Source organism: Cupriavidus sp. GW821-FHT07C08, assembly GCF_059419025.1.
Map to the genome: position 1 here is coordinate 1 of NZ_JBWKQZ010000043.1, position 20,748 is coordinate 20,748.

The 20,748-nt window shown below is 65.5% G+C and carries 18 protein-coding genes and 3 pseudogenes; 7 read left to right on the forward strand and 14 right to left on the reverse strand.

The genetic code is table 11. The features are described from left to right. Nucleotides 1-141 precede the first annotated feature (141 nt). The 4 genes from AC07UK_RS35520 to AC07UK_RS35535 form a co-directional block, all read right to left on the reverse strand. Complete coding sequence (locus tag AC07UK_RS35520; protein WP_013956673.1) at nt 142-393, reverse strand: hypothetical protein; 252 nt, start codon at nt 391-393, stop codon at nt 142-144. Between the two features lie 23 nt (nt 394-416). Next, the gene (locus AC07UK_RS35525) at nt 417-875 is read right to left on the reverse strand and encodes a MarR family winged helix-turn-helix transcriptional regulator (RefSeq protein ID WP_018314951.1); all 459 of its coding nucleotides are present in this window, start codon (nt 873-875) and stop codon (nt 417-419) included. 176 nt (nt 876-1,051) lie between these two features. Beyond that, nucleotides 1,052-1,288: a hypothetical protein gene (locus AC07UK_RS35530; RefSeq protein ID WP_436221654.1), complete on the reverse strand. Its 237-nt coding sequence runs from the start codon at nt 1,286-1,288 to the stop codon at nt 1,052-1,054. 87 nt (nt 1,289-1,375) lie between these two features. After that, nucleotides 1,376-1,828 carry an Ohr family peroxiredoxin gene (locus AC07UK_RS35535; protein ID WP_058698381.1) on the reverse strand — a complete coding sequence of 151 codons (453 nt, stop codon included), beginning with the start codon at nt 1,826-1,828 and terminating at the stop codon, nt 1,376-1,378. A 200-nt stretch (nt 1,829-2,028) separates the two neighbouring features. Here AC07UK_RS35535 and AC07UK_RS35540 point away from each other — a divergent pair, with 200 nt between their 5' ends. Together AC07UK_RS35540 and AC07UK_RS35545 are read left to right on the forward strand one after the other, a co-directional pair. Then, entirely contained in the window at nt 2,029-2,673 is a 645-nt protein-coding gene (locus tag AC07UK_RS35540) for a TetR/AcrR family transcriptional regulator (RefSeq protein WP_436221655.1), read from the forward strand. A 7-nt stretch (nt 2,674-2,680) separates the two neighbouring features. Then, a complete protein-coding gene (locus AC07UK_RS35545) occupies nt 2,681-3,790 on the forward strand; it encodes an alkene reductase (RefSeq protein WP_436221656.1) in 1,110 nt (369 codons plus the stop codon). A 107-nt stretch (nt 3,791-3,897) separates the two neighbouring features. Here AC07UK_RS35545 and AC07UK_RS35550 read toward each other — a convergent pair whose 3' ends face one another. Then, complete coding sequence (locus tag AC07UK_RS35550) at nt 3,898-4,281, reverse strand: hypothetical protein (protein WP_436221657.1); 384 nt, start codon at nt 4,279-4,281, stop codon at nt 3,898-3,900. Between the two features lie 362 nt (nt 4,282-4,643). Here AC07UK_RS35550 and AC07UK_RS35555 point away from each other — a divergent pair, with 362 nt between their 5' ends. Together AC07UK_RS35555 and AC07UK_RS35560 are read left to right on the forward strand one after the other, a co-directional pair. Next, the gene (locus AC07UK_RS35555; RefSeq protein ID WP_494687923.1) at nt 4,644-5,849 is read left to right on the forward strand and encodes a M48 family metalloprotease; all 1,206 of its coding nucleotides are present in this window, start codon (nt 4,644-4,646) and stop codon (nt 5,847-5,849) included. Beyond that, on the forward strand, nt 5,846-11,368 hold the full coding sequence (locus tag AC07UK_RS35560) for an AAA domain-containing protein (RefSeq protein ID WP_494687924.1): 5,523 nt from the start codon (nt 5,846-5,848) through the stop codon (nt 11,366-11,368). Before AC07UK_RS35555 ends, AC07UK_RS35560 begins: the two co-directional genes overlap by 4 nt. Nucleotides 11,369-11,393: 25 nt before the next feature. Here the strand turns inward: AC07UK_RS35560 and tolA are convergent, their stop codons facing one another. From tolA to AC07UK_RS35595, 7 genes and pseudogenes are all read right to left on the reverse strand, one after another. Continuing rightward, nucleotides 11,394-12,146 carry a cell envelope integrity protein TolA gene (tolA, locus tag AC07UK_RS35565; RefSeq protein ID WP_436221660.1) on the reverse strand — a complete coding sequence of 251 codons (753 nt, stop codon included), beginning with the start codon at nt 12,144-12,146 and terminating at the stop codon, nt 11,394-11,396. 41 nt (nt 12,147-12,187) lie between these two features. Further along, a complete protein-coding gene (locus tag AC07UK_RS35570) occupies nt 12,188-12,712 on the reverse strand; it encodes a hypothetical protein (RefSeq protein ID WP_153955773.1) in 525 nt (174 codons plus the stop codon). 168 nt (nt 12,713-12,880) lie between these two features. Further along, nucleotides 12,881-13,249, reverse strand: coding sequence for a VOC family protein (locus AC07UK_RS35575; protein WP_436221661.1), 369 nt, complete (start codon nt 13,247-13,249; stop codon nt 12,881-12,883). 180 nt (nt 13,250-13,429) lie between these two features. After that, nucleotides 13,430-13,750 carry a high-potential iron-sulfur protein gene (locus AC07UK_RS35580; protein WP_436221662.1) on the reverse strand — a complete coding sequence of 107 codons (321 nt, stop codon included), beginning with the start codon at nt 13,748-13,750 and terminating at the stop codon, nt 13,430-13,432. 489 nt (nt 13,751-14,239) lie between these two features. After that, nucleotides 14,240-14,833, reverse strand: a complete 594-nt coding sequence (locus tag AC07UK_RS35585) for a CoA transferase (protein WP_494687925.1) — start codon at nt 14,831-14,833, stop codon at nt 14,240-14,242. Next, nucleotides 14,830-15,236: pseudogene (locus tag AC07UK_RS35590) on the reverse strand (CoA transferase). Before AC07UK_RS35590 ends, AC07UK_RS35585 begins: the two are co-directional and overlap by 4 nt. 76 nt (nt 15,237-15,312) lie before the next feature. Next, a pseudogene (locus tag AC07UK_RS35595) lies at nt 15,313-15,630 on the reverse strand (transposase); the annotation flags it as partial. A 438-nt stretch (nt 15,631-16,068) separates the two neighbouring features. Between AC07UK_RS35595 and AC07UK_RS35600 the strand changes: the two are divergent. Further along, nucleotides 16,069-17,226 carry a porin gene (locus tag AC07UK_RS35600; RefSeq protein WP_436221664.1) on the forward strand — a complete coding sequence of 386 codons (1,158 nt, stop codon included), beginning with the start codon at nt 16,069-16,071 and terminating at the stop codon, nt 17,224-17,226. Nucleotides 17,227-17,362: 136 nt separating this feature from the next. After that, nucleotides 17,363-17,587, forward strand: a pseudogene (locus tag AC07UK_RS35605) (hypothetical protein); the annotation flags it as partial. Between the two features lie 170 nt (nt 17,588-17,757). Here AC07UK_RS35605 and AC07UK_RS35610 read toward each other — a convergent pair. Beyond that, nucleotides 17,758-18,504: an SDR family NAD(P)-dependent oxidoreductase gene (locus AC07UK_RS35610; RefSeq protein WP_436221665.1), complete on the reverse strand. Its 747-nt coding sequence runs from the start codon at nt 18,502-18,504 to the stop codon at nt 17,758-17,760. Between the two features lie 236 nt (nt 18,505-18,740). After that, the gene (gene kce, locus AC07UK_RS35615) at nt 18,741-19,676 is read right to left on the reverse strand and encodes a 3,5-dioxohexanoate:acetyl-CoA acetone transferase (RefSeq protein ID WP_436221666.1); all 936 of its coding nucleotides are present in this window, start codon (nt 19,674-19,676) and stop codon (nt 18,741-18,743) included. A gap of 225 nt (nt 19,677-19,901) precedes the next feature. On the opposite strand from kce, the gene AC07UK_RS35620 reads away from it, so the two are divergent. Beyond that, nucleotides 19,902-20,747 (forward strand): TauD/TfdA dioxygenase family protein, encoded by an 846-nt coding sequence (locus AC07UK_RS35620; RefSeq protein WP_436221667.1) that lies wholly within the window; start codon nt 19,902-19,904, stop codon nt 20,745-20,747. The last annotated feature ends 1 nt before the right edge of the window (nt 20,748 follow it).

Genomic DNA, 20,748 nt, shown 5'->3' on the forward strand with positions numbered 1-20,748 from the left:
AGGTCCGTGAAACAGCTCCGCGCCGATGATAGTGCGGATACCCGTGTGAAAGTAGGTCATCGCCAGGCTCTTATTCCCAAAACCCCTCGACAGCGTGTGCTGCGAGGGGTTTTGTCTTTTCCGGCTCGGAATCTTGCGGACTCAGTAGTCCGCCAGCTTCTCGCCGTCGACTTCCAGGAGCTGGTCCAGGCGCAGGGTCTCGCCAGTCTTGAGCGTCAGATACTCGGCGCCGCCCCGGCTGTACACGTCGGCAATGGTCGCGGTGCGCTGCTGGAGCAAGCCATCGGCGTCGCGGTAGTGGATCTGCGTGGGCCTGCGCACGGTGGCGAGGTCTTCCAGGCGGTCGTGGAACTCGCAGCTGATCGGGCTGTACTGGGCGGCTGTGCTGGTCATGGCCATGGATCCTGTGTGCTGGTTCATTCGCTGTCTTTCACCGACTGGATCAGGTTGTTGCGCAGCGACGCAACTGCCTTCTGGATCCGGGCGAATTCGTCCGGGGCCAGGCCGGTCGCTCCGGCGAGGCTGGATTCCAGGCGCCGCTCGCGCAGCTTGCGGCCGGCCTTGGTCAGGCGCACGCGTACCTGGCGCTCGTCTTCGGGGTCGCGCTGCCGCTCCACATAGCCCATCGCCTCCAGCTTCTTCAGGATCGGCGTCAGGGTGTTCGATTCGAGAAACAGCTTCTCTCCCAGGCTGCCGACGGTCTGGTCGTCCTGCTCCCATAGCGCAACGATGGTGATGTATTGCGTATAGGTCAGCCCCAGTTGCTCAAGGACCGGTTTGTAGGCCTTGCCGAAGGCGAGGTTCGCGGAATAGACCGCGAAGCACAGGAAGTCCGAGAGCGTCGGGGTTGCGGCGGGCTTGTCGGTGGGTTTCATTTGCTGCCTCGTTGGCCAAAGACGGATGGATCGCAAGTGTCGATTATAGATCGTGTGCGATTTGATCGCAGGTGCTATAACTTTCCGCGGCGGCGGTTCCTGGAGCCCGAGGAAAGGGCGCCAGGAACCGGCGGAGAATCATGCGCACGATCTGGCCTCCGCGGCGCTACGCGGTCTCAGGCCCGTGCGCCGTCGAGGTAAGGGTCGACCTCGCCGCGGGCGCCGTCGTAGTACGGGCTGCGCGTGCCGTGTACCGAGCGTGCGCCGTCGGTGTACGGATCGGCTGCGCTGGTGACCGAGCGGGCGCCCTCGGTGAAAGGGTCGCGCGCCGAACCGGCGGCTTGCGCGGCGGCGGCGGTCAACAGGGCGGCGGCGACAACGGTGTAGCGGGCGATGGAGGTGAGCGTGGTCATGGTATGCATCCTTGTATCAGGTGATTTTTAGTCGTATGAGACTATATCGCATACGACTAATTTGAAATAACGAAAAGCTCAAGGGAGTTACGACGTAAACACGTTCAGCGCCACCTCGATATTGCCGCGCGTTGCCTTCGAGTAGGGGCAGATCGCATCGGCGGCGTGAGCGAGTTGCGTAGCGACATCCTGCGGCAGGCCCGGCGCGCGCAGGTTCAGGCGTGCCTGCAGGAAGTATTCCGCCCCGGTCTGGCCCAGGTCGACTTCGATGTCCACGGCCAGGTCGGACGGCAGTTCCAGCTTCATCTCCTTGGCCACCAGGCCGACCGCGGCGATGTAGCACGCCGACCAGGCGCCCGCGAACAGTTGTTCCGCGGTCGGGTGGGGCTGGACGGTCGTGAACACGTGCGCCGGAGTGGTGCTGTTGCCGGGCGACAGCGCGATGTCTAGCGTGCCGTTGTGGCCACGCGAGGTAACGCCGGCGCTGCTGTGCATGGTGTGGGTCTTGCCGGTGGCGAGGACTTTTTCGATCTTGCTCATGGAATGGATCTCTGCTGGTTGTCAGTTGTATTTAAATCGCATCCGTTTAGATCGCATGCGATGGAATGCATATTGGAACATGGGTCTTCCCTTGTCAAGGAAAAATATCGTGTGCCCGGAAGAGGGCCGGAAATGCGTCCTTGCCTACGCTTGCGCAGTGCCGTTTGACATCTTAAGACGACTGGTCATATTATTCGGCCATGGCACGCACTGCAGACAAGACCGACATCCCCAGCCGCCTGACGAAGGCAGGGCGCGAACTGTTTTCGCGCCACGGCTACAACGCCACCGGCATCCAGCAGATCACCGATCACGCGGGCGTGCCGAAGGGCTCGTTCTACAACCATTTTGAGAGCAAGGAAGCTTTTGCCGCGGTCATCGTCGCGCAGTATGCGGACTACCTGCAGCGGTCGTGGGAAGCCATGATGGAAGCCGCGCCGCCAGAGCCGATGGCGGCAATCCGTTACGTCTTCACCCAGATGATTGCCTACCACCTCTCCAGGACGGTGCAGGCGGGGTGCCTGATCGGTAACTTTGCGGCGGAAATCGCCTTGTCGAGCGACACCTGCCGGTCAGCCCTGCAGGCAGCCCAGATGGCCTGGCGCGAACGCCTGGCCGGGATGATCAGCCAGGCCCAGGCGCAGGGCGCAATCCGTACGGATATTGCGCCTGCAGAACTGTCCGGGCTGGTCTGGGATGTCTGGGAGGGCGCCTTGCTGCGCATGAAGCTCGAGCGCTCGGTCGAGCCGCTGCGCGGCAGCATCGACCTGATGTTCGACCACCTGTTCCAGCCGGCCGCTACGCACGTTGTGGCCGCTGCAAGCCTTAGACCAACCACGGAGTAAGCCATTCATGGGCGCACAGAAAGAAGCCTTTCTCGCGGATGTTTTGTTCCAGCCGATCAAGCTGGGCAAGCTCGAACTTGCCAACCGCATGGCCATGGCGCCGCTCACGCGCAGCCGGGCCGACGACAACCTGGTGCCGACCGACATGGTGGTCGAGTACTACAGCCAGCGCGCCAGCGTGGGCCTGATCATCGCTGAAGCCACGCAGGTCTCAACCACTGCCCAGGGCTACACCAATACGCCGGGCATCTACACCCCCGAGCAGATCGCCGCCTGGAAGAAGGTGACCGACGCGGTCCACGCGAAGGGCGGCAGGATCTTCCTGCAGATCTGGCACACCGGCCGCATGTCGCACACGCACTTCCAGCCGGATAATCAGCCCCCGGTCGCCCCGTCGGCCATCGCCGCCAATGCCAAGACCTACATCAACGGCAAGGGCTACGTCGAATGCTCGGTCCCGCGTGAGCTTGAGGCTGCAGAGATCGCTGGCATCGTGGACGACTTCCGCATTGCTGCGGCCAACGCCGTTCAGGCCGGCTTCGACGGCGTCGAAGTCCATGGTGCGCACGGCTACCTGCTTGACGCTTTCCTGCGCGACGGCACCAACAAGCGCACCGACGCGTATGGCGGCAGCATCGAAAACCGCGCGCGCTTCCTGCTCGAAGTCATGGCTGCCGTGGTCAAAGAGATCGGTGCCGACCGGGTCGGCGTTCGCCTGGCACCGGTGTCGCCCGTCAACGACGCACTGGAGAGCAATCCGCAGCCGCTGTTCGAACATGTCGTGCGTGAACTGGAGAAGCTGCATCCGGTGTATATCCACGTCGTGGAAGGCCACACGGGCGGCCCGCGCGACAACGCCCCCTTCGACTATGAAGCGCTGCACCGCCTTTACACCGGCGTATGGATGGTCAACAACGGCTACTCCAAGGAGATGGCCGAAGAAGCGATTCGTCGTGGCAGTGCCGACATGGTCTCGTTCGGCCGCAAGATGATCACCAACCCCGACCTGCCGCGCCGCTTCCGCGAAAACAAGCCGCTGAACCGTCCCTTTGAAGACGCTTCGCTGTATGGCGGCAATGGTGCGCACGGCTACGTCGACTACCCGGAACTGGGCTGACGCCAGCAAAAAAGCGCCCTTTGGAGCCGGGAGAAATTCGTTCCAAAGGGCGCACAAGCGCGTTTGAAGATGGCTGCCTGCCTGAGGCAGGCTAGCTGTGCACAGGCTTATGCCAGGGCGCCGTCGGTATAGACGTCGAACTTGCGCGCGGGATCGGCTGAAGGACCGCTGCGGTCCATGCCGGCCAGGGCGCCGTCGGTGTAGATGTCGAATTTGCGGGCAGGATCGGCCGACACGCCACCGCGGTCCAGGCCAGAGACGGACAGCTCGTTGACGGCGGGAGCCTCAACGCGGGTACCGTCGATGAAGACGTCGAAGCGGCTGGCCCGCGCACCGTCGCTATAGACGTCGCGCATGTCGACGCGGAAGGTGTAGCCGGACTTGTCGCCGGCAGGAGCGCTGTCGCGGGCGGCGGCATGGGCAATGCCGGCAGTGCAGGCGACTGCAATCGTGGCGGTGGCGAAAATCGTGTTGGCGAGCTGGCGGATCATGGCGGTACTCCGATTTGCGGTAAGAAGGGCAGAACGCTGCGGGCGTCCTCTCGCTTATACGCAGAAGCCATGCCACCGGATGCGGACCGGCAGAAATGGAGCCGCAGCCCCGTCATCAGCGAATTCCGCCCGGTTGGCGCAGCAAATGTTGGGCAGAAACAAACTTGCGGCGTATCAGCCGCCCACACAAACCAACAGCTTCAGCCGTCAGCCGCTTCCCGCGCCGGCATCCCCCGCCTCCGACTAGTCCCGACAGCATCAGGCTGGCCATGCCAATGCGGGCATTGCCCGTGCTGATGGACCGCGCCTGCGTCATGTTCCCCCTGTAGAATCGGCCTCCACGCAACCCTGGAACGTCCCGCATGGACTCTCACGCCCCGGATCGCGGCGCGCTGGTGCCGCTGGCCTATCACGCAACGGTGGTCGACTACCTGCGCCGCCATGAGCCCGAGGTCTGGCGCTGGGCCGGCGCCCGCGCGACCGGCGCCGATCAACGCGAGGCACTGCGCTCGATGCTGCTGCGCGACACCTACCGCATCGAGGCGGACGCGCATGCCGGCGTGCACGCGGCGCTGGCCGAGGCGATGGCGCGGCTCGGCATCGGCGCGCCCGCGACGCTCTACCAGTCCCCGGGCCAGGACATGAACGCCTCGCTGGTCTACGTGCCCGGCGAGGTCCACATCGTCCTGCAGGGGCCGCTGCTGGATCGGCTGTCGCCGCAGGAGCTGCTGGCGGTGTTCGGCCATGAGCTGGCCCACTACCTGCTGTGGTCGCGCGACGACGGCCAGTTCCTGGTGGCCGACCGCATCCTGAACGACGCGCTGGCCGCGCCCGGCGCCAGCGCCAGCCATCGCGAGACCTGGCGCCGCTACGCGCTGCATACCGAACTGTTCGCCGACCGCGGCGGTGCCGTGGCCGCGGGCGCGGTAGCGCCTGCCGTGTCGACGCTGGTCAAGGTGCAGACCGGCATCGGCAGCGTGGACGCAGCCGCCTACCTGCGCCAGGCGGCCGAGATCGAATCCAACGAGGCGGGCGCAAGCGCCGCCCACAGCCATCCCGAGACCTTTATCCGGGCGCGCGCGCTGGCGCTGTGGTGGGAAGGCGCGGCCGATCTCGATCCATGGATCGAAACCCGGCTGCACGGCCCGCTGGCACTGGAGAAGCTGGACCTGCCGGGACAGGTCCGCCTGCAGGCGCTGTCTCGCGGCTTCATCGCACACTTCCTCGCCGGCACGGATCTGGCGAGCGAGGCAGTGCTCGCGCAGGTGCGGATGATGTTCCCCGACTGGCGCGACGACGAACCGGCGACCGGCCCCGAGGGGTTGGGGCCGGACGTGGCCGACGACAGCGTACGCGGCTACCTCAACGCACTGATGATGGACCTGGCACTCGCCGACTCCGACCAGCAGGACACCGCGCTGCTGCGCGCCGGCCAGGTGGCGCAGGCGCTCGGCAGCCTGGACGCGCTGCAAGGGAACCTGCGCCGCGACGCCGGCTTCGGCAAGCGCGAGCTGGACCGCTTCCAGCGCCAACTCCAACGCGAACTGGCCAGGGAGGGCCGGGCATGACTGACAGCACGACCCACGGCACCAACACCATTCCGGATATGAACGGCAGCAGCGAGCCGCGCACGCTGCGCGCACTGATCGACGCGCAGGCGGGCGCGGCGCTGCCCACCGACGACGTCCTGGTGCTGGTGCTGCCGCTGTTCGCGCAGGTCGCCGCGCTGCACGCGCAGGGCAGGGTGGCAGCGCTCGATCCCGACAGCATCCTGGTGGACGAGGACGGCGGGCTGCGCCTGCGCCGGCCCGATGGCGAAGCTCCCGTCATGGACATCGGCGCGGTGCATCGCGTGCAGCCGCATCCGGCCTCGGGCCTGAACATCGTCGGCGCGCTGCAGCTCGGCCACGCCGATGACGGACAGCGCGACCAGGCCGACCTGGCGCTGCAGCTTGACGCTACGGCGCCGGTCGAACGCCCGGTCTATCTACGCGGCCCGGCCAGCTGGGAACGCCTGCTTGGCCACCACGACGAGATCGGCGACGTGTTCCTGCTCGGCATGGTGCTCGCGAGCCTCGCCTGCGGCCTGGACTTTGCCGATGAGGACGACCTGCGCAGTTTCGTCGCGCAGCGCCGCAACCTGTTCCTGCTGCACGAGCGCCTGCATCCGATCGTCGCGGCGGTGATCGTCGAGATGACCGAGATCAACCGCCACGACCGCGCCACCGATGTCGCCGCGCTGGCGACCCGGCTGCGCACGTGGCGCGAGCAGCCGCTGGGACTGGACGTTGAACGCGCACTGGCCGGCACGACCGGCGCCACGCCGCGCCGCGCCGCCGTGCTCACGCACCTGCGCGACCGCCTGTTCGATCTCTCGCGGCGCAACCGCCTGCTGCACTTCCGGCCGACCGCGGCCACCGTCAACGTCACCGTGGCCAGCGTGCCGCTGATGCTGCAGATCGAAAGCGTGCGGCCCGAGCACATCTGCACCTGGGGCGGACCGTTCGCGGCCGACCTGGTGGCGGGCAAGCCGGTATCGCTGCAGCAATGGCTGCGCTTCGACGACCAGCCCTACCTGCCGGCGTCGCTCGACCGCCTGATCGCCGAGACCCGCCGCGACCGCGCCGAATACGGCTTCAGCAACCTGCGCCTGGTGGTGGCGTTCCTGCGCTGGCACAACCTGAAGGAGGCGCCGGACGAGCGCATCGTGACGCCGCTGCTGTGGCTGCCGGTGGAGCTGGTCAAACGCAAGGGCGTACGCGACCAGTATGTGATCCAGTGCGCGGGCGGCGAGGCCGAGTTCAACCCGGTGCTGCGCCATTACCTGCACCAGCTGTACGACATCCGGCTGGACGAGACCGTGGATCTCGACAAGACCTCGATCGCGGAGATCCATGCGGGCATCCTCGCGCAAATTCGCCGCTCCGAGCCCTCGGTCGAGTTGCGCCTGGTCGACAAGGCCGCGGTGCGGCTGGTGCGGCAGAAGGCGCTGCAGCGGATGCAGCAGTTCCAGCGCCGCAGGCCGGGCACGGCCGCCGCGCGCAGCGGCGGCTGGTTGCCGCCGTACAGCTATGCGCAGGACGACTACCGGCCGCTGGGCCGCGCGCTGTTCGAGCATTGGGTGCGGCCGAGCGAACTGCCGCAGCGCTTCGAAGCGGGCGCCGCACCCGCCGCCGGTCCGCGCCAGCCCCACATGAGCAGCCCCGCCGCCGCGCAAAGCGAAGAGCGCCAGGGCTACGTGCTGGAGGAGTCCGAAGGCCACCGTTATGCCTGGGACCTGGACCTGACGCAGGTGACGCTCGCCAACTTCAACTACCGCAAGATGTCGCTGGTGCGCGACTACGCGCAGTTGCTGGACGAGCCCGGCGCCAATCGGGCGTTCGACCGCGTATTCTCGATCGATCCGCGCGACGTGGAGACCCAGGCGCCCGCACCGCTCGCACCGGCCGAGCAGTGGAACGTGGTGGCGGCCGACGCGACCCAGAACGCAGCGGTTGGCCTGGCGCGCAGCCAGCGCAGCTTTATCATCCAGGGCCCGCCGGGCACGGGCAAGTCGCAGACCATCACCAACCTGATTGCCGACTACGCCGGCCGCGGCAAGCGCGTGCTGTTCGTCTGCGAAAAGCGCGCCGCGCTCGACGTGGTGTTCCATCGGCTCAAGCAAAGCGGGCTGGACTCGCTGTGCTGCCTGATCCATGACTCGCAGACCGACAAGAAAGCCTTCATTGCCGACCTGCGCGCCTGCTACGAGCAGTGGATCGCGCAGCCGCATGACGGCGACGCGCTGGCTGCGCGCCGCACGCAGGTGGCCGAGGCGCTGGCCGCGCACCAGCAGCGTATCGACGCGTTCGAGGTCGCGATGGCGGCAGTGCCCGAGGCACTCGGCGACAGCGTGCGTGCACTGCTGCGCCGACTGGCGGCGCTGCCGACGGTACCGGACGCGGGGCCTGCGCTGCGCGAGTGCCTGCCGGCGCTGGCCGCCTGGGACCGTCAGCGCGATCTCGCGCACCGCGTGCACCGCGCGATGCGCGAGCGCTTCAGTCTCGACAGCCTGGCCGCGCATCCGTTCGCGCGCCTGTCCCCGCAACTGCTGGCCGACGAGCGCGCCTATGGCCGCGCCGAGCAGCTGTGCCATGACGCCGAGGCGCTGTTCGATGCGCTCGACCCGCTGCTGGACAGCACCGCAAGCCTGACCGGCCAGGACACCGCGCTGGAACAGGCACGCGCGATTGCCGCCGACAGCCAGTGGCTGCTCGACACCGGCCTCGCCGCCCACCTGGACCTGCTCGATCCGGCCTCGCCGGCGCAAGGAGCGCTGCGCGAGGTTCGCGCAGACCTGGAGCGGTGCGCGCAGGCACTCGCCGACGCGCAAGCCGCAACCTCGAACTGGCAAGACAAGCTGAGCCCCGGCGATACCGAATCGGCACTGGCACTCACGCGGCGGCTGGAGCCGTCATTCGCGCGCTGGCTGCAGCCAGCATGGTGGCGCCTGCGCGGCGAACTGAAGCGCCGCTATGACTTTGGCAAGCACGCCGTCCACCCGGGCTACGGCAAGGTGCTGGAAGCGCTGGCCGCCGAGCATGCCGCAAGCGCCGCGCTGGCAGCGGCCGATGCCGACAGCCGCCGCCGCTACGGCGTGAGCGAGATGCAGGCCTTCCTGCGCGCGCTTGGCGAACTCGAGCAGCGCCTGCAGGCGGGCGCAGGCCCGCGCGAACTGGTCGCGCACTTGCGCCAGGCCGTCGACCCGGTCGCCGCGGCGCGCGCCGAAGCCGGTGCGCGCGAGGCGCTGGAGAAGCTCGCGCAGCGTGTGCGCGACGGGCTGGCGCTGGCCGCCGACGCACGCCTCGGCGACATCGCCGAACTGCTGCGCGACCTGCGCGAGGCACTCGATGACCTGCCAGACCTGTTGCCGCTGTTGCGCGCGGTGCATGCGGGTGACCCCGCCTGCGCCACCACGCTGCAGTGGCTCGATCATGCACCGGCACAGCTCGAGGCGCTGGTGGCTGACGAGGCGCTGCGCCGTCTCGCGCGTGAGAACCCGGTGCTGGCGCGCTTTGGCGGCGCGGCGCTGGCGCAGGCCGCGCGCGCCGTGGCGCAAGGGCAGCGCGAACTGCTCACGCTGAACGCGCAAGTGGTGCGCGCCACGCGGCACAGGCAGTTCGCCGAGAACGTACGCGTGTCCTCGCTGTCGGCCACGATGCTGGACGCCGACGGCAAGGCGTTCAAGAAACAATACGCAACGGGCCGCCGTGAACTGGAGCACGAGTTCGGCAAGAGCATGCGCCACCGTTCGATCCGCGATCTCTCCGACGACGAGACCGGCATCGTCATCAACGACCTGAAGCCGATCTGGCTGATGAGCCCGCTGTCGGTATCCGACACACTGCCGCTGTCGCCGGACCTGTTCGACGTGGTGATCTTCGACGAGGCCAGCCAGATCCCGACCGAAGAGGCCGTGCCCGCGCTGAGCCGCGCGCGTCAGGTGGTGGTGGTCGGCGACGAGATGCAGCTGCCGCCGACAAGCTTCTTCACGGCCGGCGGCGCCGAGGGCGACGACGAGATCGTGGTGGAAGAGGAGGGCGATCGCATCGCCATCAACCTCGATTCGGACAGCCTGCTGAACCAGGCCGCGCGCAACCTGCCTGCCACGCTGCTGGCGTGGCACTACCGCAGCCGTCACGAATCGCTGATCAGCTTTTCCAACGCGGCGTTCTACGACGGGCGCCTGGTCACTATTCCCGACCGTTTGCTGGAGCAGGCCGAGGACGAGGCGCCTGCGCTGCGCTCGGACCAGGAGGATGCCGGCATCGCGGGCGCCGACGCGCTGCTGGCGCGGCCGGTCAGCTTCCACCGGCTGGCAGACGGCGTCTACGCCGAGCGCCGCAATGCGCCCGAGGCGGGCTACATCGCCCGGACCGTGCGCGAGTTGCTGCGGCGCGAGACCGGGCTGAGCCTGGGCATCGTGGCGTTTTCCGAGGCGCAGCAGGGCGCCATCGAGGCCGCGCTCGAGGCGCTGGCCGCCGAGGACACGGACTTCGCGATGCGCCTCGAGCGCGAGTACGTGCGCGAGGACGACGACCAGTTCAACGGGCTGTTCGTCAAGAACCTGGAGAACGTGCAGGGCGACGAGCGCGACGTCATCATCCTGAGCATCTGCTACGCGCCCGGGCCGGACGGCAAGATGATGATGAACTTCGGCCCGATCAACCAGCGCGGCGGCGAGAAGCGCCTGAACGTGATCTTCAGCCGCGCGCGCCATCGGATGGCGGTGGTGTCGACGATCCAGGCCGAGGCGATCACCAATGTGCACAACGACGGCGCGGCCGCGCTGCGCGCGTTCCTGCAGTTCGCACAGGCCAGCGCGCGCGGCCAGTTCGAGCGCGCCCAGTCGGTGCTGGGCGCACTGAACCCCGGCGCGCGCGACGCCTTTACGCGCGAACCCACGCCGGACAGCATCCGCGACGCACTGGCCGAGGCGCTGCGTGCGCGCGGCCACCAGGTGCACGCCAACGTCGGCCGCTCGCAATTCCGCTGCGACCTGGCCATCGCCGATCCGTCGGGTCAAGGCTACGCGCTGGCGATCCTGCTCGATACGCCGTCCGAGGCGGTATCGGACACCGCCGAGCGCTATGTATTCCGCCCCGGCATCCTGCGCAGCTTCGGCTGGCGGGTGCTGGACATCCCCGGCAAGGACTGGCTCGACGATGCGGAAGCGGTGCTGGCCCGCATCGAGGCCATGCTGGCCGATGGCGAGGATCGCGCGTTGGACGTGGAGGTCGAGATGCCGGTGCCGTTGGCGAAGCCGGCCGCGGTGCAGGATGCGCCGTCAACGGGCGAGGGCCGGACGGACGCGGCGACGGCATCGGCTGCGCAAGCGGAGCTGGTGCGGACGCTGCGCTTCGAGCAGGGCACGTCGCGCAAGTTCTGGCGTGCCAGCGTGCGCGGGGTTGAACTCTCCGTTACCTACGGCCGCATTGGCAGCGCAGGGCAGACCAGCGTGAAGGTGTTCGACAGCGCTGAACGGGCGCGACGCGAGGCGGACAAGCTGGTGGCGGAGAAACTACGCAAGGGCTACGTGGAGGCGTAGCGCCTGGACAGGGCGGCCGGCGGTACTAGCGGCCCTCGTCCCTGGGCCAGAAGGTAATGAGGATATTGGAGGGCGCGACGCCGTTCTCGTCGCGCGGCAGCGGGTCGGACCGCTGCACCGCGCGCAGCACGGCGTTGTCCCAGGCCGCATTGCCGCTTGACTTGGCGAGCCGCGCCGACAGCACTGAGCCATCCGGCGCCATGGCCACGGCCACTACCGCCGCCGGATTGCCGCTGACGTCTTCATTGAAGATGATGTTCGGCTTGACCCGCTGCCGGACCCGCTCGGCATAACCGGACGAAGGCTTCGTGCCGGAGCCGGAGCCGGCCCGCGTGCCCGTATTGCCCGCCTGCGCCCGCAATCGCGCCAGTTCTCCCTGGCGCTGGGCATTGTCGGACTGGCGCTGCGCTTCCGTCGCCTTGCGCTGAGCCTCCTTGCGGGCGGCTTCGGCACGGGCCTGGCTCTCGCGCTGCCGCGCTTGTGCTTCGTCGCGCGCGGCCTGCTGGGCCTTGCGCTGCTTTTCCTGCAGCGAGATGTCGGCCTCTTCCTCTTCGACCGGCTTAGGGCTTGGCACCGGCGTGATTGCAGGCGCTGGCGTTGCGGCTTCCGGGATCGCGTCCCACAGTTCGGCCGCGACGCCCTCCGGTGCCGCGCTGCGCCAGCGCACGCCATAGTAAAGCAGGACACCCAGCAGCAGGTGCATGAACAAGGCCAGCAGGAAGCACGTCAGGGTGCCCCGTTCAGGCGCTGGCTGATAGGGATAGGCGACGGTCTGCATGGATCACGCGCCCTGCCGCTGCTCGTTTTGCGCTTGCTCTCCTAGGTACCGCCAGTTCCGCCGGCGGAGGCATCCGCGTGCCGCTCCAGTTTCAGGTACGAATCAGCCGCGACCAGGCCGAACACGATGTGGGCAATGGCGGTCACCCAGCCTCGCGCTTCAGCAAACCATGGGAACGCGGCAGTCATGCCGTGGAAATTGACCAGGTACAGGACCAGGCCGAACAGCGCCCCCACCACCGAGGCCATGCCGACGCTCGAATCAAAACGGAACGGCGCCATGATCGTTGCCAGGATCACCGCAAACACGACAGAGAGTACGAAGTGGACCACCACGGCCGCTACCAGCACGCTCATCTGGAAGGTGGCAGCTTGCGCCAGCACATCCGGGCCCAGCATGATGGCCGCGATCATGGTCAGCGGCTTCCAGACGCTGGCCCCCATCAACATGGCCGCCAGCAAGTCGAGCACCAGGAATACCACCCCGGCGACAAGGCCCGCCAGCGCCGCCGCACGCCAGTCCGGCCACCGGTGCGTGTAGCGATGCGATTGCATATGAAGTTCCATGACATCCTCCTTTGATGCGGCAGAAACCAGAGCCGCTTTCCAAGGCGCAACTTCATTCTATGGGGTGCAACCGCATCAACCAAGCGCAGTCAACGCTGCAAAACCTTGAGCGGGCGTGGCAGGGCGCCAGTGTCTCTTCAAAGGCTCACGGCAGCGGGTGCTTGCGTCCTAGCCCTTCGTGAAAATTTCCAGAAAGTGCTTGCTCGGATCCTCGAAGTAGATCCGGCGGCCGCCATCGTCGGTGTTGACCTCGCCGGGGCGGCGGCGGTACGGGTCCGCCCAGTAGGTCAGGTTGCGCGCGCGGATGCGGGCAAAGCCCTGATCGAATTCGGCGTCGCTGACCAGGAAAGCGTAGTGCTGCATCGCAACATCACCTTCCGCGTCCATGAAGTCCAGGGTCACGCCATTGTCCAGCCGGACGCCGAGAAACGGCCCGAACGGCTCGGCCGGGGGACGTCCGAGGACTTCGCAGAGGAAGTCGGCGGAGACCTTCTTGTCATGAGAAAAGACGATGGTGTGGTTGAGCTGGATGGCCATGTCGCGATCTCCGGGAAGGACAGGATATATGCAAGGAACGGCGAGCAGCCGGCCGGGGACGGCCAACCGGCCGTTACGCAGAAGCGACACGAGTCTGCTGCCGCAACGCCGGCGGATGAGCCAGGACGGGCAGGGTGAGATGACGGACTGGCTACGGGCGAAAGCGTGCAAGGCACGATGTCAGCCCTGCTCCCAAGCGCTGCACCATCCCTTCGCCGCGACATCTTTGCCGCCGAACAGCGCACAACCGCCGCCAGTGCTGCCCTCGTCACCCTGGTAAAGCTGGCAGTTGGCGCAAGTCTGGGATGGCTTATGGCCAGGGTATTTCTGTGGGTCGACCTTGGTGGAGTCGGCCTTGTAGCCGACCTTGAGCGCTTGCGGCTCCTGCTCACCCAGCATGGCCGCGGCGCGGGCCGGCCGACTCCCAAGGACCACTGCGGCAACCATCCCGGTAGTGAGCGCGAGCGGAAGGTAGCCAAGGAACTGTCGTCTGCGCGGCATGGCGGGGATTTCTCCGTGGGCGGTGGGCGGCATGTGCCTGCCGCATGGGGCAGAGGTTACTGCGGATTGCGGGGGAGAGGCAATGTCGTCAAACCGTCGGGTTCTGCTCGAGCAAGACAATACCGACGGGCGACTGCGCACACGTCTACGCGGACTACAAGCCCTCCATGACGAATTCCTGCGTCAGTGTCTCCGCTTGGCGTGCGATATCTTTCGTTTACTGAGGCGACCCCTGATTGCACAGGCTAGCGGCAGGCGTACGGTCAATACCGTACGCCTGCCCGGCACTGCACCGCTACAGAATCTGACGTCGTGGATGCACGCCGTCGAGCGCGGCGACCTGGCGCTGGCTACCGCGGTCATCGAAGGGCGGGTTGCACTGCATTGATGGGCATGCGCGGCGTAGTCACGCCGACACCACGGCCTCACGCGACTGCATCAACGCCGATGCAGTGCAGGGGCCATAGCCGGGGTGATTTGAAGAGGGCGCTAGCGAATGGCGCCCGCGCCGCGCATCGATTCAATCTCGTGCTTCCCATAGCCGGTTGCCAGCAGGATCTCTTCTGTGTGCTCGCCCAGCATCGGCGCGCGCTGGCGGATGCTGCCAGGCGTGCTGCCGAGCTTGATCGGCACCCCGGCGATCTTGACCGGCACGGCCGAGCCCGGCTGCCCCACGTCGACCAGCATGTCGCGCACGCGGTAGTGCTCATCCTCGAAGATCTCGGCCGAGGTGGAGACCGGGCCGAACGGCACCTTCCCGCCCAGGCACTGCGCAAGCTCTTCCTTGGTGCGTTGTGCAGTGAAAGCTTCGATGGCGTCAATCACACGCTGCGCGTTCTGCACGCGGGCGGCGTTGGTGGCGAACGCGTCGTCAGTGCCCATTTCCGGGGGGGCGATGGCGATTGCCAGCTTTTCCCAGAAGGCGTCGGTCGCACAGGCGATGGAGACGTAGCCATCGCGCGCGCGGAACACCCCGAACGGGCACAGCAGCGGGTGGCGGTTGCCCTCTGGCGTAGGGACCGTGCCGGTGTAGGAGGTCTGGTAGACGATGCGCTCGTACATGGCCAGCACCGCGTCGGTCATGTTTCGAACGACAGGCCAAGCCGCTCCATCACGCCGGCGCGGAAGTTCTCGACGACGATGTCGGCGTGGTCAATCAGCTTGCGCACGATCTCGCGGCCCGCTTCCGTACTGAGGTCCACGGCGATCGAGCGCTTGTTGCGGTTGACGCTCTGGAAATAGCCGCCGAATTCACGCAGGGTGTCGTCATCGCGGAATGGCCGGTGATGCGGGTGCCATCGCCGGTCATGGCCTCGACCTTGATGACGTCGGCGCCGTGGTCAGCCAGGATCTGCGTGCAGAACGGGCCCGCCAGCATCTGCGTGAGGTCGACCACGCGGAGGCCGGCGAGGGCGCCGGTGGCATTACTCGGGGGCTGCATGCGTCGGTCCAAGGGGGCCGCCATTGCGGTCGCAGGGGTTTTCATTACGCGGCCGCCTTGCCGAGGAGCGCGTCGGAGATGATCCGCATCTGGATTTCCGAGGTGCCTTCGAAGATCTTGGTGAGGCGCGATAGTCCTTGTTGACCGCATACACGTGCTTAAGCCAACCCGCAATCTGCTCTGGCGACCACTGCAATCGAAGCTTGCTTGCCACCACCTGGGCGAGTGCCCGATTCCTGACGAGCTTACATGCCTTTGGGCGCCATGCGCGCTCCCAGGCGAGCTGGTCGGTCTGGCTCGCTTGATAGCACTGCCTTCCGCCATTTCGCCGTACCTCGCGGCTGATAGTAGATGGAGCACGTCCTAACCGCGCTGCTACGGATCGAATCGACCGGCCGGCGATGACTGCGCGGGAGATCTCCTCTCGTTCGGCAAGCGAGTTCTTGGAGGCTAAAGAACTGCCCAGCATGGACGCGTTTGGCCGAAGTCCCACAACGCCAACACCTTGAACCCTCAAGCATATTTCCTCGAAGCAGCCGCGCCGATAGTCCAGCCGCTCTGAGAAGCCTGTGGGCTCGTGCCCGAGTGACTCTGTCAGGTCGATATAGCCGTTCACGCTGACGCTGCGCACAAGGCGCCCAGCGATTTGCATAGCGATGAGTCAAGAACCTCTGAAAGTTGGCATGCGCGGCGTTCCGCTCGCATGCTGAGCAGGGTATGCCCCAACGTGTCGCGGATCAGCAATTCGAAGTCACGGCAAAACAAGCAGGACAAGCCGGAGGCATCAGACACTCGCCCAGCACGCTGACGCTGCATGTCATGGTGGCCGAGCATCACAAGAATGAAACCAGAATATAGATCAAGGAGGAACGAGTAGATGAAAAGAACAATTTTTGCCCTCGCCGCTATCTGTGCGTGTGGCGCAGCCGAAGCACAATCCAACGTAACGCTCTATGGCGTGGTGGACGTAAACGTCGAGTACGTTAATCACGTTGGTGCGGTGCCGTCGGCGAGTAACGGATTCAACCCGGGCCAGGGCGGCAAAGTATTTCGCCAGGACGCCGGTGGATACTCCGGCTCGCGTTGGGGTCTTCGCGGCACGGAAGACCTCGGCAACGGGCTGAAATCGGTTTTCGTTCTGGAGAGCGGCTTTAACAGCGATACCGGCACCATGCAACAGGGTGGCCGTTTGTTTGGTCGCCAGGCCTTTGTTGGCCTTAGCTCGCAATACGGTCAGATCACTTTCGGTCGGCAATACCATTCGTTGTTCTCCACGCTAGCCAACTTTATCCCGGCTCGATATGCCAGCCAGTATGAGCCTACCGGCATAATGGCCGGTGGCAACTTCCGTCAAGACAACGCAGTGAAGTACACCGGCGTGTTCGGCGGGCTCACGGCAATGGCCAACTGGTCGTTTGGCGTGGGCACGACACTTCCGCAAGTCGCTGCCAGCCTCCCGACTGCTGGTGGCAGCGGTGAAGTGCCTGGGCAGTTCCGCCGCGACACGAGCTATGGTGCAGGGCTGAACTATATTGCCGGGCCTTTCGGGGTAGGCATCGGCTATGACCAGTGGAATCCGACGATCGGCACTGGCAACGGCACCTTCAAGAAGGCTGCTGTCATGGCCAGCTACGCCCTCAACGGCACAGCGAAGGTAATGGGCGGTTACCGCTGGGGTCAGAACAAGAATCAAAACGGCACGTTGATTCAACGTGACGATTTTTACTGGGTTGGCGGTCAATACCGATTCTCGCCGGCTCTCGATTTCACGCTCGAGTACGACTACCAGAACGTAAAGAACCTGGGAGGGAACACCCACGTTGCCAATCCCTGGCAGATCGCCCTGATTGCAGACTACGCATTCTCGAAACGTACCGACATCTACCTGACCACGGCCTATTCAAAGAACGCTGGCTTGGCCATGGAATCGGCGGCAAGCAATTTCGCCACCAGTCTTACATTGAACAGCTACGCGCTCCCCAATGGCCAGAACTCGATGTTTGGCGTTGCTGCGGGCATCCGTCACGTGTTCTAAGAGTCTACAGTCCAGAGACTGCAAAGTGACGACGTGTCACGCTTCTCCCGAAGTTGGGGGTGGCACGTCGAGTGCGGCGTTCGGATCTCGGACTACGAATCCGATGTTCAGGCGTTGGCCGCCGCACGCCGCGCATTTCCGCGAACGGAAATGCACCCCGGCCTTCCGCTCGCGCTTCGGGCCAATCCGTCAGCACTTCGCCCTGAAGCGACACCTGTTGCGCACTTCGCGCTACCGCAAACAACTCGCCGCTCGCTTCCTGGCCCGGCGTGAACTCACCGAACTCACCAAGAATCCGTCTGGCGCTTTCCGGGCAATGGGCACGGTAGCCACCAGTTCAGGTCGACCGCGTCAAGTTTGATGACGCCAATAGCCCCGCCGCCCGTCTAGGCCGCGGGACGTAGCTCGCCAGATGATTTTGACAGCCCCTCAGGCGCGTTGCGGACCCTGCTACGTCACCGCTATAGTCCCCAACCGGCTTCCAGTCCAGTCGGAGGCCGCGCCTGGGAGAGCGTAAGAACGCCACGAATACTACGCGGCAGTCTTCCCACCATTCACGTGAAGGATCTGGCCCGTGATGTATGTGGACTGGTCGGATGCCAGGAAGATGATCGCATCGGCGACTTCTTCCGGCGTGCCGACGCGTCCTGCGGGGATCGTTGCGGCGACCGCCGCGATCCGATCGTCGCCGCCGGCAATGCGTCCGAGCATGCCCGTTTCAATCGGCCCTGGCGCCACGGCGTTGACGCGAACATTCGAATTGATGGCGTCGAGCGCCGCGGACTTGGTGAGGCCCTCGATCGCATGCTTGCTTGCCACATACATCGGATTTCGCGGGTTGCCGCGGCTGCCCATCGTGGATGAGAGATTGACAACCGCCCCACGCTTTTGCGAGATCATCGCGCGCAACTGGTGCTTCATGCAGAGGAACGTTCCAAGGACATTGGCGTCGAAGGTCGTCATGTATGACTCGACCGTCTGTTCGACGATCGATCCCGGTGTTCCTTCCGTTCCGGCGCTGTTCACTGCGATATCGAGGCATCCAAAGCGCTCGATGGCATGCCCGACAAGACGGATGACATCGTCTTCATGACTGATATCGGCCGCCAGGAAGTCCGCTTCCGCGCCGAGCTGCCGCAGTTCCGAGATGAGGGCTTCTCCGGCAGCAGCGTTCCGCCCCGAACAGACCAGTCGCGCGCCTTTGGCCGCAAAGGCAAGCGCCGTTGCGCGGCCGATGCCAGCCGTCGCACCGGTAATCAAGACAACAGGATGAGGCATGAGAATCTCCTTGGACAATTTAAGAGAAGCCATTCGTAAGCCTGGGGGAAGATGCTGAAAAAACGCACATGCCAGAATGCTCAGCCGAAGTCTTGCCAGGCAAAACGCGTGAGTGAAGCAAGCTCACATAGGCCTGGATTTGAGCAGGGGGGTGCTGCTCAAGGACGGCACCGTGACAGATGCCGCGACTGGCCCCCGCAACCAGGACCACTGGCCGCCAGGGGACCTTGGCCTCGTCAAAACGCGACAGCGTTCTTGCCCTTCAGTTGAAGCATGTCACGCGCCTCGTCCGGCGTGGCAACTTCAAGGTTCAGGGATTTCAAGACACCAACGACGCGCGTGACCTGCTCCGCATTGCTGGTGGACAGCCGGCCCGGACCCTCCCACAGCGAGTCCTCCAGTCCCACGCGGACGTTTCCGCCCATGGCAGCCGCCATCGACGCAATCGGCATCTGGCTGCGACCGGCGCCGAGCACGGACCAGTAGTAGTCCTTGCCGAACAGGCGCTCGGCGGTGCGGCGCATATGCATGACGTCCTCCGGATGCGTGCCGATGCCACCGAGCAGCCCGAACACCGACTGGATGAAGAACGGCGCCTTGAGGATGCCGCGGTCAGCGAAGTGCGCAGCGGTATAGAGATGGCTGGTGTCGTAGCATTCAACCTCGAACCGGGTGCCATTGTCAGCGCACGACTCCAGGATGTAGCGGATCTCCTTGAACGTGTTGCGGAAGACGCGGTCCTCAGAACCCTCCAGATAGGGACGCTCCCAGTCGTACTTGAACTCCTTGTGCCGGGCGAGCATCGGATACAGCCCGAAATTCATTGACCCCATGTTCAACGAGGCAACCTCGGGCTTGAGCTGCAGCGCCGGCTGCAGGCGCTCGTCGACGAGCATGTTGGGGGCGCCGCCCGTCGTGAGGTTGATCACCACGTCGGAGCGAGCCGCAATGCGCGGAAGGAATTCACGAAAGAGCGCGGGGTCTTGGGAGGGCTGGCCATTTTCCGGCTTGCGGGCATGGAGATGGACGATCGAGGCGCCGGCCTCGGCCGCGGCAACAGCCGCTTCTTCAATTTCCTGCGCGCTAATGGGGAGATAAGGCGACATCGTGGGAGTGTGGATGCCGCCGGTCACGGCGCACGTGACGATAACCTTGCTCTGGGGTGCTGCCATGGTAGATGTCCTTCGTTCTCTGGCTGGGGAATGAACTGCTTTGTGCGACGACGCAATGTTAGGAAACTTTGCCGTAGCTGGCTGCGGCCGTGCCCTGAATGTCGCGAATTGGTAAGCAAATGTCCCAGCAAAGTAAGCAGGGAGGCCGGGGACGCCAGATACTTGCCCACAAGAAGCCGGACACTGAACGGTCCGTAAATTCACCAAGCCGCAGGAGACGGAAACATGAAGATCAGGCAAATCACCCCCGCCATCGGGGCCGAGATTTCTGGCGTCAACCTCGGCGAGGCGGCGCGCGATCCGGCGCTCTTCGCCGAGATCCGGGCGGCGCTGCTCAAGCACAGGGTCCTCTTCTTTCGCAAGCAGGAGATCACGCGCGCCGATCACGTGGCCTTCGCGAGCGGCTTCGGCAAGCTGGAAGACCATCCGGTTGTCGGCAGTGTTCCCGAGCATCCGGGCCTGGTGAAGGTCTACCGCAGCGACAACCCGCACAGCTTCGAGAACAGCTATCACTGCGACGGCCTGTGGCGCCCCAATCCGGCCATGGGGGCAGTGCTGCGCTGCATCGAATGTCCCGAGATCGGCGGCGACACTATCTGGGTCAACATGGTGAGGGCGTACGAGGAGCTGCCGGAAGAGATCAAGAAGAAGATTGACGGCCTGCGCGCCAGGGCCAGCATCGAACACAGCTTCGGCGCGGTCATGACGCCGGAAAACCGCGCAAAGCTGGCCCAGGATCATCCTTCCGTGGAGCATCCGGTGGTACGCACCCATCCGGAGACCGGGGAAAAGATCCTGTTCGTCGGCGCCTCGTTCACGACGCACTTCACCAACTACAGCACGCCGGACAATGTGCGCTACGGCATCGACAAGTCGCCCGGCGCCTCTCTGCTGCTCAACTACCTGACCAGCCGCGCCACCATTCCCGAATATCAGGTGCGCTGGGCATGGCAGGAGGGCGACGTTGCGGTCTGGGACAACCGCAGCACACAGCACTACGCCGTCAACGACTACTTTCCGGCACCGCGCAAGCTGGAGCGCGCCGGCATCGTGGGCGATATCCCCTATTGAT

Coding starts and splice junctions, on each gene's coding strand:
- AC07UK_RS35520 (WP_013956673.1), bottom strand. CDS start 393: ATGACCAGCACAGCCGCCCAGTACAGCCCGATCAGCTGCGAGTTCCAC.
- AC07UK_RS35525 (WP_018314951.1), bottom strand. CDS start 875: ATGAAACCCACCGACAAGCCCGCCGCAACCCCGACGCTCTCGGACTTC.
- AC07UK_RS35530 (WP_436221654.1), bottom strand. CDS start 1,288: ATGACCACGCTCACCTCCATCGCCCGCTACACCGTTGTCGCCGCCGCC.
- AC07UK_RS35535 (WP_058698381.1), bottom strand. CDS start 1,828: ATGAGCAAGATCGAAAAAGTCCTCGCCACCGGCAAGACCCACACCATG.
- AC07UK_RS35540 (WP_436221655.1), top strand. CDS start 2,029: ATGGCACGCACTGCAGACAAGACCGACATCCCCAGCCGCCTGACGAAG.
- AC07UK_RS35545 (WP_436221656.1), top strand. CDS start 2,681: ATGGGCGCACAGAAAGAAGCCTTTCTCGCGGATGTTTTGTTCCAGCCG.
- AC07UK_RS35550 (WP_436221657.1), bottom strand. CDS start 4,281: ATGATCCGCCAGCTCGCCAACACGATTTTCGCCACCGCCACGATTGCA.
- AC07UK_RS35555 (WP_494687923.1), top strand. CDS start 4,644: ATGGACTCTCACGCCCCGGATCGCGGCGCGCTGGTGCCGCTGGCCTAT.
- AC07UK_RS35560 (WP_494687924.1), top strand. CDS start 5,846: ATGACTGACAGCACGACCCACGGCACCAACACCATTCCGGATATGAAC.
- tolA (WP_436221660.1), bottom strand. CDS start 12,146: ATGCAGACCGTCGCCTATCCCTATCAGCCAGCGCCTGAACGGGGCACC.
- AC07UK_RS35570 (WP_153955773.1), bottom strand. CDS start 12,712: ATGGAACTTCATATGCAATCGCATCGCTACACGCACCGGTGGCCGGAC.
- AC07UK_RS35575 (WP_436221661.1), bottom strand. CDS start 13,249: ATGGCCATCCAGCTCAACCACACCATCGTCTTTTCTCATGACAAGAAG.
- AC07UK_RS35580 (WP_436221662.1), bottom strand. CDS start 13,750: ATGCCGCGCAGACGACAGTTCCTTGGCTACCTTCCGCTCGCGCTCACT.
- AC07UK_RS35585 (WP_494687925.1), bottom strand. CDS start 14,833: ATGACCGACGCGGTGCTGGCCATGTACGAGCGCATCGTCTACCAGACC.
- AC07UK_RS35600 (WP_436221664.1), top strand. CDS start 16,069: ATGAAAAGAACAATTTTTGCCCTCGCCGCTATCTGTGCGTGTGGCGCA.
- AC07UK_RS35610 (WP_436221665.1), bottom strand. CDS start 18,504: ATGCCTCATCCTGTTGTCTTGATTACCGGTGCGACGGCTGGCATCGGC.
- kce (WP_436221666.1), bottom strand. CDS start 19,676: ATGGCAGCACCCCAGAGCAAGGTTATCGTCACGTGCGCCGTGACCGGC.
- AC07UK_RS35620 (WP_436221667.1), top strand. CDS start 19,902: ATGAAGATCAGGCAAATCACCCCCGCCATCGGGGCCGAGATTTCTGGC.